Origin of the sequence: uncultured Roseibium sp. (assembly GCF_963675095.2) — a bacterium.
Lineage (GTDB): Bacteria > Pseudomonadota > Alphaproteobacteria > Rhizobiales > Stappiaceae > Roseibium.
The window spans coordinates 63537-78174 of sequence record NZ_CAXXSJ010000014.1; the positions used below are offsets into that span (position 1 = coordinate 63537).

At 61.7% G+C, this 14638-nt stretch carries 15 protein-coding genes; 4 read left to right on the forward strand and 11 right to left on the reverse strand.

Going from position 1 to position 14638, the window contains the following annotated elements:
- Positions 1-78 precede the first annotated feature (78 nt).
- Positions 79-999 (reverse strand): LysR family transcriptional regulator, encoded by a 921-nt coding sequence (locus ABIN98_RS05445; RefSeq protein WP_346908100.1) that lies wholly within the window; start codon positions 997-999, stop codon positions 79-81.
- 80 nt (positions 1000-1079) lie between these two features.
- Here ABIN98_RS05445 and ABIN98_RS05450 point away from each other — a divergent pair, with 80 nt between their 5' ends.
- Positions 1080-1598, forward strand: coding sequence for an N-acetyltransferase family protein (locus ABIN98_RS05450; protein WP_346908102.1), 519 nt, complete (start codon positions 1080-1082; stop codon positions 1596-1598).
- A 44-nt stretch (positions 1599-1642) separates the two neighbouring features.
- On the opposite strand, the gene ABIN98_RS05455 is transcribed toward ABIN98_RS05450, so the two are convergent.
- Positions 1643-2245 (reverse strand): GNAT family N-acetyltransferase, encoded by a 603-nt coding sequence (locus tag ABIN98_RS05455; protein WP_346908103.1) that lies wholly within the window; start codon positions 2243-2245, stop codon positions 1643-1645.
- Entirely contained in the window at positions 2242-3207 is a 966-nt protein-coding gene (locus tag ABIN98_RS05460; RefSeq protein ID WP_346908105.1) for a homocysteine S-methyltransferase family protein, read from the reverse strand. Before ABIN98_RS05460 ends, ABIN98_RS05455 begins: the two co-directional genes overlap by 4 nt.
- Positions 3208-3453: 246 nt before the next feature.
- Between ABIN98_RS05460 and ABIN98_RS05465 the strand changes: the two genes are divergently transcribed.
- On the forward strand, positions 3454-4095 hold the full coding sequence (locus ABIN98_RS05465) for a TetR/AcrR family transcriptional regulator (RefSeq protein WP_346908107.1): 642 nt from the start codon (positions 3454-3456) through the stop codon (positions 4093-4095).
- Between the two features lie 8 nt (positions 4096-4103).
- Here ABIN98_RS05465 and mepA read toward each other — a convergent pair whose 3' ends face one another.
- The 3 genes from mepA to ABIN98_RS05480 all read right to left on the reverse strand — a co-directional run bounded on the left by mepA (position 4104) and on the right by ABIN98_RS05480 (position 7311).
- The gene (gene mepA / locus ABIN98_RS05470) at positions 4104-5207 is read right to left on the reverse strand and encodes a penicillin-insensitive murein endopeptidase (protein WP_346908109.1); all 1104 of its coding nucleotides are present in this window, start codon (positions 5205-5207) and stop codon (positions 4104-4106) included.
- Positions 5208-5262: 55 nt separating this feature from the next.
- A complete protein-coding gene (locus ABIN98_RS05475; protein ID WP_346908111.1) occupies positions 5263-6342 on the reverse strand; it encodes a patatin-like phospholipase family protein in 1080 nt (359 codons plus the stop codon).
- Positions 6343-6459: 117 nt separating this feature from the next.
- A complete protein-coding gene (locus ABIN98_RS05480) occupies positions 6460-7311 on the reverse strand; it encodes a class II glutamine amidotransferase (protein ID WP_346908113.1) in 852 nt (283 codons plus the stop codon).
- Positions 7312-7536: 225 nt separating this feature from the next.
- Here ABIN98_RS05480 and ABIN98_RS05485 point away from each other — a divergent pair, with 225 nt between their 5' ends.
- Both ABIN98_RS05485 and ABIN98_RS05490 read left to right on the forward strand, forming a co-directional pair.
- Positions 7537-8583 (forward strand): M20/M25/M40 family metallo-hydrolase, encoded by a 1047-nt coding sequence (locus ABIN98_RS05485; RefSeq protein ID WP_346908114.1) that lies wholly within the window; start codon positions 7537-7539, stop codon positions 8581-8583.
- Between the two features lie 27 nt (positions 8584-8610).
- Positions 8611-9447, forward strand: a complete 837-nt coding sequence (locus ABIN98_RS05490) for a hypothetical protein (RefSeq protein ID WP_346908116.1) — start codon at positions 8611-8613, stop codon at positions 9445-9447.
- Between the two features lie 35 nt (positions 9448-9482).
- Here ABIN98_RS05490 and ABIN98_RS05495 read toward each other — a convergent pair whose 3' ends face one another.
- The 5 genes from ABIN98_RS05495 to ABIN98_RS05515 form a co-directional block, all read right to left on the reverse strand.
- A complete protein-coding gene (locus ABIN98_RS05495) occupies positions 9483-10544 on the reverse strand; it encodes an aromatic ring-hydroxylating dioxygenase subunit alpha (RefSeq protein WP_346908117.1) in 1062 nt (353 codons plus the stop codon).
- 108 nt (positions 10545-10652) lie between these two features.
- Complete coding sequence (locus ABIN98_RS05500) at positions 10653-11240, reverse strand: hypothetical protein (RefSeq protein WP_346908119.1); 588 nt, start codon at positions 11238-11240, stop codon at positions 10653-10655.
- 104 nt (positions 11241-11344) lie between these two features.
- A complete protein-coding gene (locus ABIN98_RS05505; protein ID WP_346908120.1) occupies positions 11345-12001 on the reverse strand; it encodes a prolyl oligopeptidase family serine peptidase in 657 nt (218 codons plus the stop codon).
- Positions 12002-12017: 16 nt separating this feature from the next.
- Positions 12018-12830: a lytic murein transglycosylase gene (locus ABIN98_RS05510; RefSeq protein ID WP_346908122.1), complete on the reverse strand. Its 813-nt coding sequence runs from the start codon at positions 12828-12830 to the stop codon at positions 12018-12020.
- Positions 12831-12933: 103 nt separating this feature from the next.
- On the reverse strand, positions 12934-14541 hold the full coding sequence (locus ABIN98_RS05515) for a B12-binding domain-containing radical SAM protein (protein WP_346908123.1): 1608 nt from the start codon (positions 14539-14541) through the stop codon (positions 12934-12936).
- Positions 14542-14638: the final 97 nt, after the last annotated feature.

The following is a 14638-nucleotide window of genomic DNA, read 5'->3' on the forward strand; positions in this document are numbered from 1 at the left end:
TTCGCGTTTCATCGCAAAGGACCGGGTTGCCGGTTCTCAAAACGTCGTTCCTGTGGACCAAAGCGGGCCAATACAGCTTCAATCCAGGTCCTGCAGCGTGTCCTTCAGCACCCGGCCGAGTTTTCGTCCGTCGACGGCGATTTCCCTTGCGAATTCCATCAGGTGCACCTGCTCCATCGCTTCCATATTGCGCACGGTGAGCGCAATGTCCCGGAACAGCGGTTCCTGGTCCTTCGGCTCGATCTCCACAAGGCGGCCGTCCTTGAGGGCGCCGGCAACCGAGGAGCGGACGAAGAAGCCGACGCCTTCGCCGGCTACCACCAGACTGCGCCCCGGATCGGTGGGCAATTCGACCCGCACCGGTGCGGACAGCGCGATCGAGGTCGCGGCCGGCGGGGCGATCTGCCACCAGTTCAGGGTCAGGTAGCGCGGCGCCTTTTCCAGTATTTCGGCCATCGACGGAGACGGGCCGAAAGCCTTTGCCAGTTCGGGTGCAGCCACAAGCGGCACGTCCTCGCGCACCACCAGCAACGGCTCAACGCTGGTCAGGAGAGGATCCAGGTTCGGCCAGCACATGACGGCAAGTTCCACCTCCCGTTCGTGCAGCATGGCGGCGATCTGGTTGTGCCGTCCGTCGCGGATGACCACGTCGATCTCCCGGTTGTTGCGCTGGAAACGAAGCAGCGCGTTGCTGACGAGCGGCATGATCATGGTCGCCAGCGAGGCAACGGTCAGGCGGCCCCGTTCCGCGCGCCGCAGGGTCTCGCGGGCCTCCTGCAACAGGCCGAGCACGCGCCGGCAATAGGGTAGGAAGCCGATCCCCTGGTCGGTCAGGTGAACATGCCGGCCGCGGACAAAAAGCTGCGCCCCGATTTCCGATTCCAAGGCGCGGATGCGCATGGAGATGGTCGCCTGGGTCACGTTCAGACGTGCGGCCGCCTTGGTGAAACTGCCGTCGCGTGCGACGCGGTCGAAGGCCTTGAGCTGATTGATATCCATTAGAATTGTTTATCGATACGATAATTTCTTTTTCGTTTTTCCGGATTAAAGTAAGCTTATCTAATCTCAAAGAGCTTCCAATGAAAATAAGAAACGCCACATCCGCCGACCTGCCGGCGCTGCTTGATATTCACAACGACGCCGTCCGGACTCTGAAGGCCATCTGGACCGACAGGCTGGACACCCTGGAGGACAGGCAGGCCTGGTTCGATGGGCGCAAGGCCGCAGGCCTGCCAGTCATCGTCGCGGAACTGGAAGATGGTACGGTCGCCGGGTACGGCTCCTACGGCCCGTTCCGAGCGAAGGAAGGCTATCGCCTGACCATGGAACACTCGATCTACGTGGCGCCGGAAGCCCGCGGCAAAGGTGTCGGCAAGGCCCTGTTGGTCCGTTTGATCGAGCAGGCCAGGGCGGACGGCTATCACGTGCTTGTCGGCGCGGTTGACGGGGAAAACGCCGCGTCCGTTGCCCTCCACCAGACATGCGGTTTCGAGGTCACAGGTCGTCTGCCGCAGGTGGGGATGAAGTTCGGCCAGTGGCTCGATCTCCTCGTGATGACCCGTGTGCTCGACGATCGGCCTGTGCCACCGGAGAATTGAGGTCGGCGGGCGGGGCTGAATGGAAGCCCCGCAGCCTTTCGTCTTCACACCGGCGCTTGACCAAGATCCCTGACCAGCAGGGCGGCCTCGCCTTCTTGATATTTCAGGCAGGGCGTGGGAACGATGGCGCAGCGGTCCGTTTCCCGGTAGCCGAGCGCCTCGTAGAGGCCCATGGCGGCGTTGTTTTCGGTAAAACAGATCAGGCTGATAACATCGTGCCCTAGCTTGCGTGCCTGTACCTCGGCCAATTTCATCAGGTCGCGGCCGATGCCGGAGCGCCGGTGCCGGTCGTGGACCGCCAGTCCGGCGATATAGAAACTGCCCGGATGCTCGAGTTCCGAATAGGGGCGCAGAACCGGATCGGTCTCCGGTTCTCCGGGACCGTCGGCCATGGAAAAGCCGTGCATCATTCCCGCAATTTCGCCGCCTGCATCGGCCAGCAGGCAGTTGCCGTAGCCGAAATCGACCCCTTCCCGAGCATAGCGCATTTCGCCGACGGACAGGATATCGGACGCCTCCGGATCGATCTTGCGCCAGATATATTCCGCCATGCCATCGGAAGACATCAGGAACAGCCGGGCGATGTCGCGGGCATCGGCCGCCGTTCCACGCCTGTAGGTCACGGGCTTCTCGAGGATATCGCTCATGCGGCGGCCCCATGGCAGCAGGTGTGGCTGATCGCCGAGATGTGTCGATGGTCGGTGCCGCAGCAGCCGCCGACGACCCGCACCCAGGGCATGGCGTCCAGGATGGTGCGGTAGCGCGCGGCAAGATCCTGCGGGTTGCCGATGTCCAGCTCTTCAGAAGCCTCCAGTTCCGCGTGGCTCAACTGGGAGGCGTTTGCCCTGAGACCGCCGATGCGCTTGACCCAGTTCCCGCCGGCTTCCAGAACCTCAGCGAAATGGACAGGGTGCGCGCAGTTGATCATGTAGTAGGCCGGACCGTTTCCGGTGGCCGCATCGACCGCCTGGATGGCGTCGCCGAGCGGCATTCCGGAGGGAAGGCGCCCATCCGTTTCCACGGTAAACGAGATCACCGAAGGAATATCTATGTCGAGGGCTGCTAGCGCGATTCCGGTCGCTTCCTCCACATTTGTCATGGTCAGGGCCGTTACCATGTCCGCACCGGCCTCGGCAAAGACCTGGATCTGCCGGGCATGATAATGGCGCGCTTCGTCGGCAGTCATCTGTTTGTCGACCACATAACCATCGCCGCGCGGCCCGATGCAGCCGCTGATGAGAAACGGGCTGTCCACCATCCGGTATTCCTCGGCAAGTTCCCGCAGCATCTCGATGGATTCCCGGTTTGCGGCCTCGAGCGCGACATCGCTGTAGCCGAGCTGTTCCGCCCAGTCCGGATTGGCGCGCCATGTGGCGCTTTCCAGGATAAACCCGGATCCGCTTTTGACGGCCAGTTCCGCATAGGGCCGGAAATACGCCTTCAGCTTTTCCCGACCGGCATTGTTTTGCAGAAGCGTGAAGGCGGCAAACAGGGGAAGGTCCTCGCCCTCCAGGAAGACGAGGCTGGTTTCCAGGCCGCCGTCGGTCAGGAACAGGCGTTCCGATTGATGGGGCAATCGTTGTGACGTTTCGTGTGTCATGGTGGTCATTCTGGCTCTTCCGATTTGTTCAGATTGGGGAACGGCAAGTCCCGTTCCGATAGCCATGACTGTCGCCGAATGCCTCCTTTCGAACTAGCAGGCTCGTGGTAAAGTCGCTTCGACAAATTTATTTGATAATTATTTCAGCAGCATAGAAGAATGGTCGTCATTTTTTACAGGCCGGATGAGGCTGGCCTGTCGAAAAAACTGTACCGGCGGTACAGTAATGCCGGGAAGGGTATTCGAGAGGCGTTCATGAACAAGGGATCGAACACGCGGCAGCGGCTTGTGGAGGCGGCCAAGGCGTCCATTCTGGAAAAGGGCTTCGGAGCCACATCCATCGATGAACTGATCGCCGAAGTGAGCATCACCAAGAGCGGCTTCTTCTATCACTTCAAGGACAAGGGGGAACTCGCCCGGGCGCTGCTGGAGGATTACATCGAGGAAGAGGAAAAGCTTCTTGATGACATCTTCGATCAGGGTAGGGACCTTGCCGACGATCCCTTACAGGCGTTTCTGATCAGCTTGAAACTGCTCGCCCGCACGGTGGAGGATCTGCCTGAAGGCCATCCCGGCTGCCTGATTGCCACCTATTGCTACCAGGAACGGCTCTTCGACCCGTCCGTGCGTGAGTTGAACCGCAATGCCGTGCTCGGCTGGCGCAGCCGGTTCCGCGCGATCTTTGAGGATATCTCGACCCGCTATCCGCCCAGGGAAGACATCGACCTGGATGCGCTGGCCGATATGGTTTCGACGATCCTGGAAGGCGGGATCGTCATGTCGAAGGCCTTGGGGGCGCCAAAGGTCCTGCCGCAGCAGGTACTATTGTTCCGCAACATGATGCGGGCCCTGTTCCTGCCCGATGCGCAGCTGTCTCGGGCCGCGGCTGCCGGTTAGAACGAATTTCAGTTCGCTGTCAGGACGTCTTCGCAGGCCTTGGGCAGCGCCGCCAGGGCGAGGGGCCTTTTCTTCACGACCTTCTTGTTCGGGTCTTTCGGCTTCTTCGGAACCCAGGGCTCGTCGGACAGCCACCAGGTGAGTTCCTTGCCGCAGCCGTCTCCGGGCGGTGGCGGGTTCTGATCCTTGCAGCTTCGATCGCCGGCGGGACAGTTCATGCGGACATGGAAGTGATAGTGGTGCCCCCACCAGGGACGCACCGTACGCAGCCATGACCGGTCCTTGCCTTTTTCAAAGTCGCACAGCGCCTTCTTGATCGCCGGGCTGACGAAGATCCGTGCGACCCGTTTGTCGCTCGCTGCGCGCTTGATCAGGCGCGCACGCGCGTCGGTCCATTTCTTTGGATCGACGGACCTGTCCGCACCCTTGACGTCGAGCGGGCCCTTGAGCATCGAAATTGCGGAGATGTCCTCGCGCTGTTGCCGCGACAGGCGATGATCCGGCATTTCGGTAAGCCAGATGTCAGCATCGAGGCCGATCTGATGACTGGCGTGTCCCGAGGTCATCGGTCCGCCGCGCGGCTGCGCAATGTCGCCGACCAGCAAGCCGCGCCAGCCGAGCTTGGGCGCGTCGTTTGCCAGGTCTTCCATGAATTCGATCAGATCCGGATGGCCCCAGTTCCGGTTCCGCGATAGACGCATCACCTGCCACGTGGCGCCGTCGATCGGCAAAGCCTCCCCGCCGGCCAGACAGCCCTTGGCATAGGAGCCGATCGAACGCGCCTTTAAAGGGGCGGGGCCCTTCATGGCGCCGAAGTAGAATTTCGCCGGCTGGTCGCCGCGCAACACCAACTTGCCGCTACGATTGTAAGGTGTCGCCTTGCCTTCTTCCGACAGCTCCGCCTTCGGCCGCGGTACGGGAACAGCGGCCATCTGTAGAAGATCGGTCGCACCGGGCTTGGGCGCAGGCGGCGGAGACGACACCGCGCCGGCCTGTGTTCCAGCCAAACCGGACAGGCACAGCAAACCGAACCCGGCGCCGGCGATCGTGCGACGAAGTCGCGTCGACAAGGGCGCACACAGCCTGATGCTCGGCGATCTCAAAATCGTCATGTCCAGCTTGCTCCGCGTGATTCGGTTGGGGAAATGCGGTTTCCCCTAGGGTCACTCACGCCGCGTTTACAATTTCTTTATCATCCACAACCGGCGGGGCCTTGGCGTCGATCAGCATCTCGGCCAGTTCGTCCAGGAGGATGGTCTGGTCGCGAATGATCCGGTCGGCGGCACCATTGAGGGTGATCATGTTGCCAGGCCGGGCGTTGCCCATGTCCTCCGCATCGGCCGGCAGGACACCGTCGAGACGAATGAACCGCGTCTTGCCCATCTCACCGAACAGCCACTCCGCCTGATACGAGGTGGTCGCGGACTGGCCGTGGGTCGCGATGGCCTGAAGCGGCGCGCCCTTGGCAGCGGAGAACCAGCCGGGGGCACCCCAGACAGAGGCTTCCGCGTAAGGGAAGGCGTGCTCCGGCGCATGTCCGGTGCCCAGCGAAAGGATCACGATATCCTCCGCGTCCCAGCCGAGCTTGCGGGCCTCGATATAGGCGGCAATAGACGGATCGTTCAGGAAGACGCCGCCGTCGATCAGGGCTTCCTCGCGCTTGCTCGTGAGGTTTTCCACCCGGGCGGGTTCGAAGAAACAGGGCACGGCCGTCGCGGCCCGGACAGACTGCCAGATGTAATAATCATCCGGGGCGGCCCCGTTGTGTTGCGGGGTGTTTGACATGAAGACCGGCTTGCGGTTTTCGATGTCATAAGCCGTCAGGACCAGGTGGGTCATGGCGCTTGCCAGCGATGTCCAGCCGAAGCGCTCCTTCAACAGCCGCTCCAGCGGCCTTGCATCCAGCTTCTCGTCGTAGAAGGTGAACGGGTTGGCGATGAACCGGGCCAGGCGGTAGCGAAGGCTGGGCGTGAAGATATCTCGCGCTTCCGCTTCGAAGAGCGTCCGCAGATCGGCAATCGTCGCCACGGCCTCTCCCTTGCGCCCGCCCGGTTTGGGGGCGGACAGGCCGGCGGCGATCAACCCGCCGGTCGAAGTGCCGCACATCAGGTCGAAACAGGCGTGCATGGGCAGAATGACGCCCCTGTGCGCCATCCGGCTTTCGATGGATTCCAGGATGCGCAGGGGGATCAGGCCGCGAATGCCGCCGCCGTCGATGGAAAGTATGAAATGCTTCTTACGGGCCAATTTCGTTCCCCCTTCAACTGTCAAAACAAACCGGGTGTTCTTGTGGCCGGGATAGTCCCTCTGCCGGAATGCCATCAGCTTTGCGCCCAAATGCGACAAGGAAATGGCAATCTGCGGTTACACCGGTCCCGCGGCAGCCCGTTCCTGGACCGGAAGGGCGGAAGCCCCTGGAACAGGGACAGCGGGCACCGCATCCGGAAACAGTGACCGTTCGATCGTCCCTTCGGCACTGATTTCAAGCAGGATGTTTTCCTGCAACGGCTTCCAGCGGGCGCACTGACCCTCCAGAGGTTCGGATGCAACCGCCCGTCCACCATGATCCAGGTTCTCCGACCGGTAAAGGGACGGGGCAAGGCCGTCGTTGGAATAGCGGAAGGCGAAGATGCGCGATCCTTCGGAAAAGACGCAGGTGAGCCGGACAGGCTTTTCCATCGCCTGGTGCCGGTCCACAAGTTCCAGTACCTGAGTAATCGATGTCTGGAGCGCCGTGAGCGGATTGTCCTCAAGGCCGTTGGTCAGGAGCAGGTGGAAGAACAGTTCGGAATCCGTCGTCCCGCGCCGGGCTCCGTAATAGGGATCGGGGATCAGCAGTTCCATGTCCCGGCGAATGAGCGGAAAGTCGCCGATACCGCCGTTGTGCATGAAGGACCAGGGCCCGTAGGTGAACGGATGGCAGTTGTCCCGCGAGGTCGCGCCGGTCGTTGCGGCGCGGACATGGGCCAGGAACAGCGGAGAGCGCACAAGGCGGCAGATGCTGCGCAGGTTCGTGTCCGCCCAGGCCGGCAGGACGTCCTTGAACAGGCCCGGCTCGGGCAGGTGGCCGTACCAGGCGATCCCGAAGCCGTCGCCGTTCACCCGCAGCTTCGCTTCCTGCGCATCGTGACTTTGGATGAGCAGGGAATGCCTGGGCTTGGCAATGATATTTTCCAGGGGAATTTCAGTTCCGAGATAAGCGGCGAGCCGGCACATGTTCCATGACCCTATGCGTGCCTTCCGGGGAACCGCGCTCTCATACGCGTATGGCGGGGTTCCGGGAAGGAGATTGCCGGTATTTTCACGCCGAATTGGTTTAAATTATGCCAAAGCCATTTGTTCATTTCGTTGCTTCCTCGCCATCCACACGGGATGGCTTGGCCCGGCCCATCGTAACCACTAAGATCCGCGCCAAACTCCATCCAACCGACAGGACCCTTCATGAACATCGATCTTCTGCGCCGCCTTTGTGAAACCCCGGGCGTTCCCGGTCACGAACACAGGATCCGTGAGCTGATCCTGTCCGAAATCAAAGGCCTGTTCGATGAGGTCACGGTCGATCCCATGGGGTCGATGCTGTGCCGGCGGGATGCGCGCAAGGCGCCGAAAAAGGGAGAGCAGCCGAAGAAGGTCATGCTTCTGTGCCACATGGACGAGATCGGCTTTCTGGTCTCCCACATCACCGACAAAGGCTTCGTCCACGTCCAGCCCGTCGGCGGCTTCGATGCGCGCAACCTGTTCTCCCGCCGGGTACTGGTCTCCACCGACGACGGCGACCTCAAGGGCGTGATGAACCCGGGTGGCAAGCCGATCCACATCTCCTCTCCGGAAGAGCGCAAGAAGGTGCCGGAGCCCCATGATTTTGTCATCGACCTGGGCCTCGGCGAAAAGACCAAGGAAAAGGTCCGGATCGGCGACATGGTGACCATGGACGAGCCGCTGATCGAGATCGGCGACAAGATCGTCTCCAAGGCTCTCGACAACCGCATCGCCTGCTGGCTCGGTATCGAGGCGATCCGTGCGCTGGGCAAGGCCAAGCATGCCTGCGAGATCCATGTCGCCTTCACCTGCCAGGAAGAAGTCGGCCTGCGCGGCGCGCGCACCGCGAGCTTCGCCGTCAAGCCGGACATCGGTCTCGGCATCGACACCACACTTGCCTGCGACACGCCGGGCGTGCCCGAGCAGGACCGCACCACCGTCCAGGGCGAAGGCTTCGGGCTGCATGTGAAGGATTCCAGCTTCATTGCCGACCGGGACCTGGTCAAGGAAATCGAGGCGATCGCCGGGAAGGAAAAGATCCCGTTCCAGCGCACCATGCTGCGCGCCGGTGGTCAGGACGGCGCGGCGGCCCAGCAGGCCGCGGCCGGCGCCAAAGCGGTCGGCATCGTGGTCGGCACCCGCTACATCCACACGGTCACCGAAATGATCCACCGCGACGACCTGAAGGCCGCCCGCGACATCATCGCGGCCTATCTGAAGGTGGCGTAAAGGACGGGTCTGATCGGTGTCGGAGGCATGTTGAAGACGTTGTTCAGGACCGCGGTGCATCTGGGCATTGTCGCGGTCCTGACGCTGCTCACCCAAATCGGCGGATTGGCTTATGCGGTGGCATGGGCGATCCGCTTTTGGCTCTTCAAGCGGCACCGGCGGTCGGTGGTCGTTCTCGCCGGACTTTTTGTCGTGTCCTACGGATTTTTCTGGTTTGCCGCGACCAAGATCGCGCCGCTTGCAGGGCGCGTGCCGATTGCCTGCCTTGCCGCATCCGATGCGGAACCTGTTGAGCAATCCGTTCTCTACTGTGCCTTGAACCGCAATTATGTCGTGCCGGAGTTGGCCGGGATCGTGACCGACCTCGCCGCGCATATGGATCGGGAGTTTCCCGGAACCAAAACGCTTATTCTGGATGCCGGCTTTCCCTTTGTCGACGGTTTTCCGCTTCTGCCGCACTTGTCGCACAAGGACGGTCGCAAGGTCGACCTGGCCTTCTATTATCGCAGCATCGATGGCCGCTATGTTCCCGGCGTCACGAAGTCGCCGATCGGTTACTGGGCCTTTGAGGAAGCACCGGAGGGCTATGCCACACCCTGTCCTCCCGGTCAGGACTGGAAATCATTGCAGTGGGATATGCGGTGGTTTCGGGTCTTCAATTCGGATCTGGAACTGGATGAGGATAGAACCCGCGAGGCGCTCCGCTGGCTGACCACTTCCGGCAGAAGGGCCGGTCTATCCAAAATCCTACTTGAACCGCATCTGAAACGGACACTTCGTGTGAACAGCGATGTCATTCGGTTCCAGGGCTGCCGCGCCGCCCGCCATGACGATCACATTCACATCCAGATCGGGACGAGGTGAGGTCCGCCTGAGGCAGCGTCTCGGGCTGCGGTTGCTCAGCTCATCCAGCGCAGGGTCTTCGCCTTCACCGGATTGTCGAAGTCCCGTTTCTCCGCCTGGGAGCTGGTCCATTCTTCCTTGAGCTGCATCCACCAGCGGCCTTGGGTGTCGGCGTCGTTGATCAGCATGAGCTTGGGATTGTACTCCAGTCCCTCGCGTTGCTGGATGACGACACGCCGGTCCTGGCCGAGGAAGACGTTCATCAGGTGGCGCACCAGCGGCTTCAGCGGCGTGACCCATCCCATGGTGGTCCAGAAAATCTGGCGCACCTCGGTCTCGTCTTCCGTGACCGGCGTGATGGTGGTCAGGCCGACAACGGAATGCTTGTCGCCCTTGATGTGCTCGATCCTGAGACCCGGCAGCCGGTAGCGGATTTCGGTGGTGACATTGTCGCCGAGCAGTTTCCGGTAGGCGATGTTCTGCGGCGGGATCTTGTGGCGCACCATGGCCCAGCCCAGATCCGACGGCTCGAACTGCTTTTCCTTCGGCCGAAGCTTCGCGCCCTCCTTCTTGAACCACCAGGAGGTATGGACGAAGGCCGCGTGGGTCGGGTCCATCAGGCCGAGGGCGGCATGGTCGACGGAACAGATGAACGGCTGCATGATGGCAACGCTGGGTGCGTCATCGACGCCGAAGTCGGGCAACATGGGCGGCGCAGGCTGGCGCCCGTCTTCCGGCTTCTCACCGTTCTCGGAAAAATAGATCCAGATGAGCCCCTGCTGTTCGACGATCGGGTAGGCGCCGCAGGTGATCTTGGAAAAGTCGATCGTCTGATATTCGTGCGTGGAGGGAATGTCGACGCAGACACCTTGCGTATCGAATTTCCAGCCGTGATAGCAGCACTGCACATGCTCGCCGTCGAACCAGCCGTGGCGGAGCGGGATGCCGCGGTGCGGACAGATGTCGCGGAGCGCAAAGACCTTGCCGTTGTTGTCCCGGGCCAGGAGGACCAGTTCCCCCATCAGCTTCTTGCCGATCATCTTGCCCGACTTGATCTCCGATCCGGGGCAGGCGACGTACCACAGGCCTCGCAGAAGTTCTGCCTTCAGATTGTTCACGGAAAACTGTCCCTTAGCTCATCTGTACCAAACGGAAACTCGCTCCGGATGTACAGGAGCCGGTTGGGGGGCTCAAGGGGTAGGAATGCGTAGGGGAGGCAGATCGCCTCAGGCGAGACCCTGGATCAGGTTGCCGACCTGGTCGCCGGTGCCGGCATAGAGCGAGCTGACAGAAGCATTCTGGTAGCTGGCGGTTACATTGCCGAAGTCGGCCTCGATGGTGGTGGCGTTTGCCGAACGGACAGAAAGGCCGGTAGCGCTGTCGTAGGACTGGCGCTCGAAGGAGACATACTGCGCCGACAGCGTGTTGCCGTCGATTTCCGCCTCTATAGTCGTGGTGGTAATGGTCGCGCTCTCATAAGCGATGGAAGACGATTTGCCGCTGCCGTCCTCGTGACCGAGGGCGGTTTTGATCTTTCCTGCCGTTTTCCGATAGTCCTCGGCAGTGGCAAGCGCGGACTTGTTGGCATCCTCTTCCGTTTCGCCCTTGCCCTTTTCGACCGCGGCCTGAAGCGCGGCGATCACGACCGCATCTTCTTCCGCTTTCTTGGATGCGGATTCCAGAAGGCTGACGGAGGGGGCTTTTTCGGTGTCTTTTCCGGACTGGTCCAGGAGCGATTTCGAGCCGCCGCCTGAGGAAAAGGAGGCGCTCAGGATGCTGGTGCTTTGCGTCGTTGTCTCGATGGAAAGCTGCATGGGCTTGGTCCTGGCCGTCAGTGCAAAGGCGCACGGCCTTCTGCCGGCGCTACAGACGTTAACAATGCGGTCAGCCGGGTTAACAGAATGTAAACGCAGGCCTTTCAGCGGCCGGAAAGTGCGGTTTTCAGGAACCGTCCGCCGAGAACCATGCCACGTTCGTCGATGGAGTGACCAAGTTTTTCGAGAAGATGGCTTTCGACGTCAACGCCGCGCCCTGCCAGAGCGTCCCGCGAGACCGGCAGGTGGTAGGGCGGCACCACATCGTCCTCGCTGCCGTGGACCAGGAGTACCGGAGGTGTCGTCTGTATGTCGTCCAGCCGGTCGGGTCCGGCAAGCAGGCCGGAGTAGGCGAGAATGGCCGCCGGCGCGATTTTTCGGCGCAGGCCCGTATGCAGCGCCATCATCGCGCCCTGGCTGAAACCGACGAGCGCGAGGACGGAGGCGCCGACCTGCCAGCGGTCGAGTTCGCTTTCCAGAAAGGCCTCCAGCACCGGATGTGCGGCTTCCACGCCCATGCGGTATTCGCGCATGTCCCGTTCGGTGAGGGCAAACCATTGCCGCCCGCCAAGGGCCTCGAACGGCAAAGGCTCCGGGGCATCGGGAGCAACGAAGGCCGCATCCGGCAGAACCTCCGCCCAGGCGCGGCTGAGATCGATCAGATCCGCGCCATCGGCACCGTAGCCGTGCAGGAAGACAACGAGCCGGGTGGCTTTTCCGCCGGAGGCAGGCGAAAGACGCGGTCCGTCCAGAATGGGCATTGGTATCGATCTGTCCCTATTGAGCGATCTTTGACGCCATGACGCCGATGGTTTTCTGGTAGACCGTCGCCTTGTTCCACTGTTTCAGGACATTGTAATTGGCCGTGCCCGGACCCCATCCCTGACCTCTGCGCCAGCCGTGGGCTTTCAGGTAATTGGCGGTCGAGGCGAGAGCGTCGGGGGAGGAGCGGATCAGGTCGCGGCGGCCGTTTCCATCGAAATCGACGGCGTATTTGAGATAGTTCGTGGCGAGGAACTGGGTCTGGCCGATCTCGCCTGCCCAGGCACCGCGCATTTCCTGCGGGCGCATGTCACCGCGTTGGACGATCTGGATCGCGGCGACCAGCTCGTCGGTGAAGAACCGGGAGCGGCGGCAATCATAGGCGAGGGTTGCCAGCGACCGCAGGACCGACATGTTACCGCTGAAGCTGCCGTAGTTCGTCTCCAGGCCCCAGATCGACAAAAGGACCGGGGCCGGTACGCCATACCGTTTTTCGATCCGCCGGAAGATGCCGGCGTAGCGTTGCTGTAACTGCCGGCCGCGCTTGATCATCGCGTTGTTGACCCGCTTCCGGTAGAATTGCTCGAAGGACAGTTTGAAGGAATGTTGTGACCGGTCCAGCTTGATGACCTTGCTGTCGTAGGAAACGCCGCTCAGAGCCCGTTCAACTGCGCGCGGCTTCAGGCCGTATCGAGGCGCTTCGGCCTTGAACTGGGCAAGCCACGCGGGAAATCCCGAAGCCCCGTTGCCGCATCCGGCCGCCAGAGCGGGTGTCGCACTGACAATGGAGGCCGCAAGGCCCGCTGCAAGAACGCGTTTCAAGTTCATCCGCAATCCTCCGTCCCGTCGGCGACTCTCCTGCCGAAGCCAGCAAAGATTAGCAGAATCGGACGTTGAGGAAACCGGAAGTTAACAGGATCCCGATCCCCGCCTATTCGGCAGCCACCAGTTCCGGTGTCGTCCAGGAGCCGGATTCGATCTCTTCGATCTGCCGGTCGATCTGCTCGATGACGAACAGCGAGAACGGGCCGAGATGGACATAGAGTGCCATCATTTCCAGGACCGGTTTGATCGCCCGGAAATTGGTCAGGGCGGTCCCGATCAGGGTCCGCCAGAACGGCCAGCGGTAGCTCTTGTTGACGAAGGTCATCGACCAGATCAGGCGCCCGAAGAGTTTCAGGTCATGGAAGAAGCCGGCGCTGACGATCGATCCGTTGGCACCGCCGAGTTTGAGCATGCGCGCGACGTTCCGCACCCGTCTGAAATAGGCGTCCGGTGCATAGACGCGGGCAATGATTTCCCGGAAATCGCGCAGGATCTCCTGCCGCGGCCGCTTGGTCTGGAAGTTCAGGCCGGCGGTGCACTGGTCCCCGTGGGTCGTGTCCGGATCGTCGGTCCCGAAATCGGCATGCAGCCGGCCTTCCCTGGCAAGCCTTCGGGTGAGCTGTGTGGTCGGAAGTGCGTATAGCAACCCGGTCATGGCGACAGGAATGGCGGCCTCCTCGATCAGGCCAGAAATCTCGTCGGCGACATGGTTGCTTTCCTCGTCGAAGCCGACGATGAAGCCGGCCAGCACCCAGATACCGGCGTCGTAGATCTGGTGCACGCTCTTGGCGATATCCCGCCTTGTGTTCTGCTTCTTGCGCGTCGCCACCAGCACGTCCGGATCCGGGCTCTCGATGCCGATAAAGACGGAGAAGAAACTCGCTTCCTGCATAAGGCGCAGAAGCTCGGGATCGTCGGCAAGATTGAGGGAGGCCTCGGTCGAGAACTCGAACGGATAGTTCCGCTCCTTCTGCCACTTGATCAGATGGGGCAGGAACGCCTTCACCGCCTTCTTGTTGCCGATCAGATTGTCGTCGACGAAATCGACGTGACCCCGGTAGCCGAGCGCATAGAGCCGGTCCAGTTCGGCCAGCATCTGGTCGGCGTTCTTGGTGCGGGGCTTGCGGCCGTAAAGTTCGATGATGTCGCAGAATTCGCAGGTGAACGGGCAGCCGCGGGAAAACTGGACACTGACCTGGACATAATTGTCGAAGTTCAGGAGATCGAACCGGGGCGCGGGCGTTGCCGTGACATCCGCCTTGAACTTCTCCGCCGTGAACGTGCCGGAGCGGGTGCCGTTCTCCCAGGCGCTCAGGAATTCGTCGATGACGCCTTCGGCTTCGCCGATGATACGGAAATCGGCATCTTCGTAGAGTTCCGGGCTGGTCGTCGGGTCGGGCCCGCCGACGGCGACCGGAATGCCCCTGGCGCGGCAGGCGCGGACGATCTGCAGCGTGTCGCCCTGCTGGGGCAGCATACCGCCGGTCAGGACGATATCCGCCCAGTTCAGATCGCTTTCATCCAGTTCCGCCGTATTGCGGTCGATCAGGCGGATCTCCCAGCTTTCCGGGAGCATGGCAGCGACGGTGATGAGACCGAGCGGCGGAGCGGGATATTTCGCACCGACCAGTTCGCAGGTCTTGCCGTAGTTCCAGAAGGACCCCGCCATGAAGCGCGGATGGATCAAGAGTGCCTTGCATGTTTGTTCGCTCATGCGTGTCTGTGATCCCTCACTGTTCCGGCGGCACCAGTGCCGACCGTTCGCCACACTCTATTGGATTTTACGGGGAACGAAAGGGAAGCGTGTGGGG

What these genes read in the sequence shown, in the direction of transcription:
- ABIN98_RS05515 (WP_346908123.1), bottom strand. Translation starts at nt 14,541, where the DNA reads ATGAGCGAACAAACATGCAAGGCACTCTTGATCCATCCGCGCTTCATG.
- ABIN98_RS05500 (WP_346908119.1), bottom strand. Translation starts at nt 11,240, where the DNA reads ATGCAGCTTTCCATCGAGACAACGACGCAAAGCACCAGCATCCTGAGC.
- ABIN98_RS05465 (WP_346908107.1), top strand. Translation starts at nt 3,454, where the DNA reads ATGAACAAGGGATCGAACACGCGGCAGCGGCTTGTGGAGGCGGCCAAG.
- ABIN98_RS05510 (WP_346908122.1), bottom strand. Translation starts at nt 12,830, where the DNA reads ATGAACTTGAAACGCGTTCTTGCAGCGGGCCTTGCGGCCTCCATTGTC.
- ABIN98_RS05490 (WP_346908116.1), top strand. Translation starts at nt 8,611, where the DNA reads ATGTTGAAGACGTTGTTCAGGACCGCGGTGCATCTGGGCATTGTCGCG.
- ABIN98_RS05450 (WP_346908102.1), top strand. Translation starts at nt 1,080, where the DNA reads ATGAAAATAAGAAACGCCACATCCGCCGACCTGCCGGCGCTGCTTGAT.
- ABIN98_RS05445 (WP_346908100.1), bottom strand. Translation starts at nt 999, where the DNA reads ATGGATATCAATCAGCTCAAGGCCTTCGACCGCGTCGCACGCGACGGC.
- mepA (WP_346908109.1), bottom strand. Translation starts at nt 5,207, where the DNA reads ATGACGATTTTGAGATCGCCGAGCATCAGGCTGTGTGCGCCCTTGTCG.
- ABIN98_RS05455 (WP_346908103.1), bottom strand. Translation starts at nt 2,245, where the DNA reads ATGAGCGATATCCTCGAGAAGCCCGTGACCTACAGGCGTGGAACGGCG.
- ABIN98_RS05480 (WP_346908113.1), bottom strand. Translation starts at nt 7,311, where the DNA reads ATGTGCCGGCTCGCCGCTTATCTCGGAACTGAAATTCCCCTGGAAAAT.
- ABIN98_RS05485 (WP_346908114.1), top strand. Translation starts at nt 7,537, where the DNA reads ATGAACATCGATCTTCTGCGCCGCCTTTGTGAAACCCCGGGCGTTCCC.
- ABIN98_RS05505 (WP_346908120.1), bottom strand. Translation starts at nt 12,001, where the DNA reads ATGCCCATTCTGGACGGACCGCGTCTTTCGCCTGCCTCCGGCGGAAAA.
- ABIN98_RS05460 (WP_346908105.1), bottom strand. Translation starts at nt 3,207, where the DNA reads ATGACCACCATGACACACGAAACGTCACAACGATTGCCCCATCAATCG.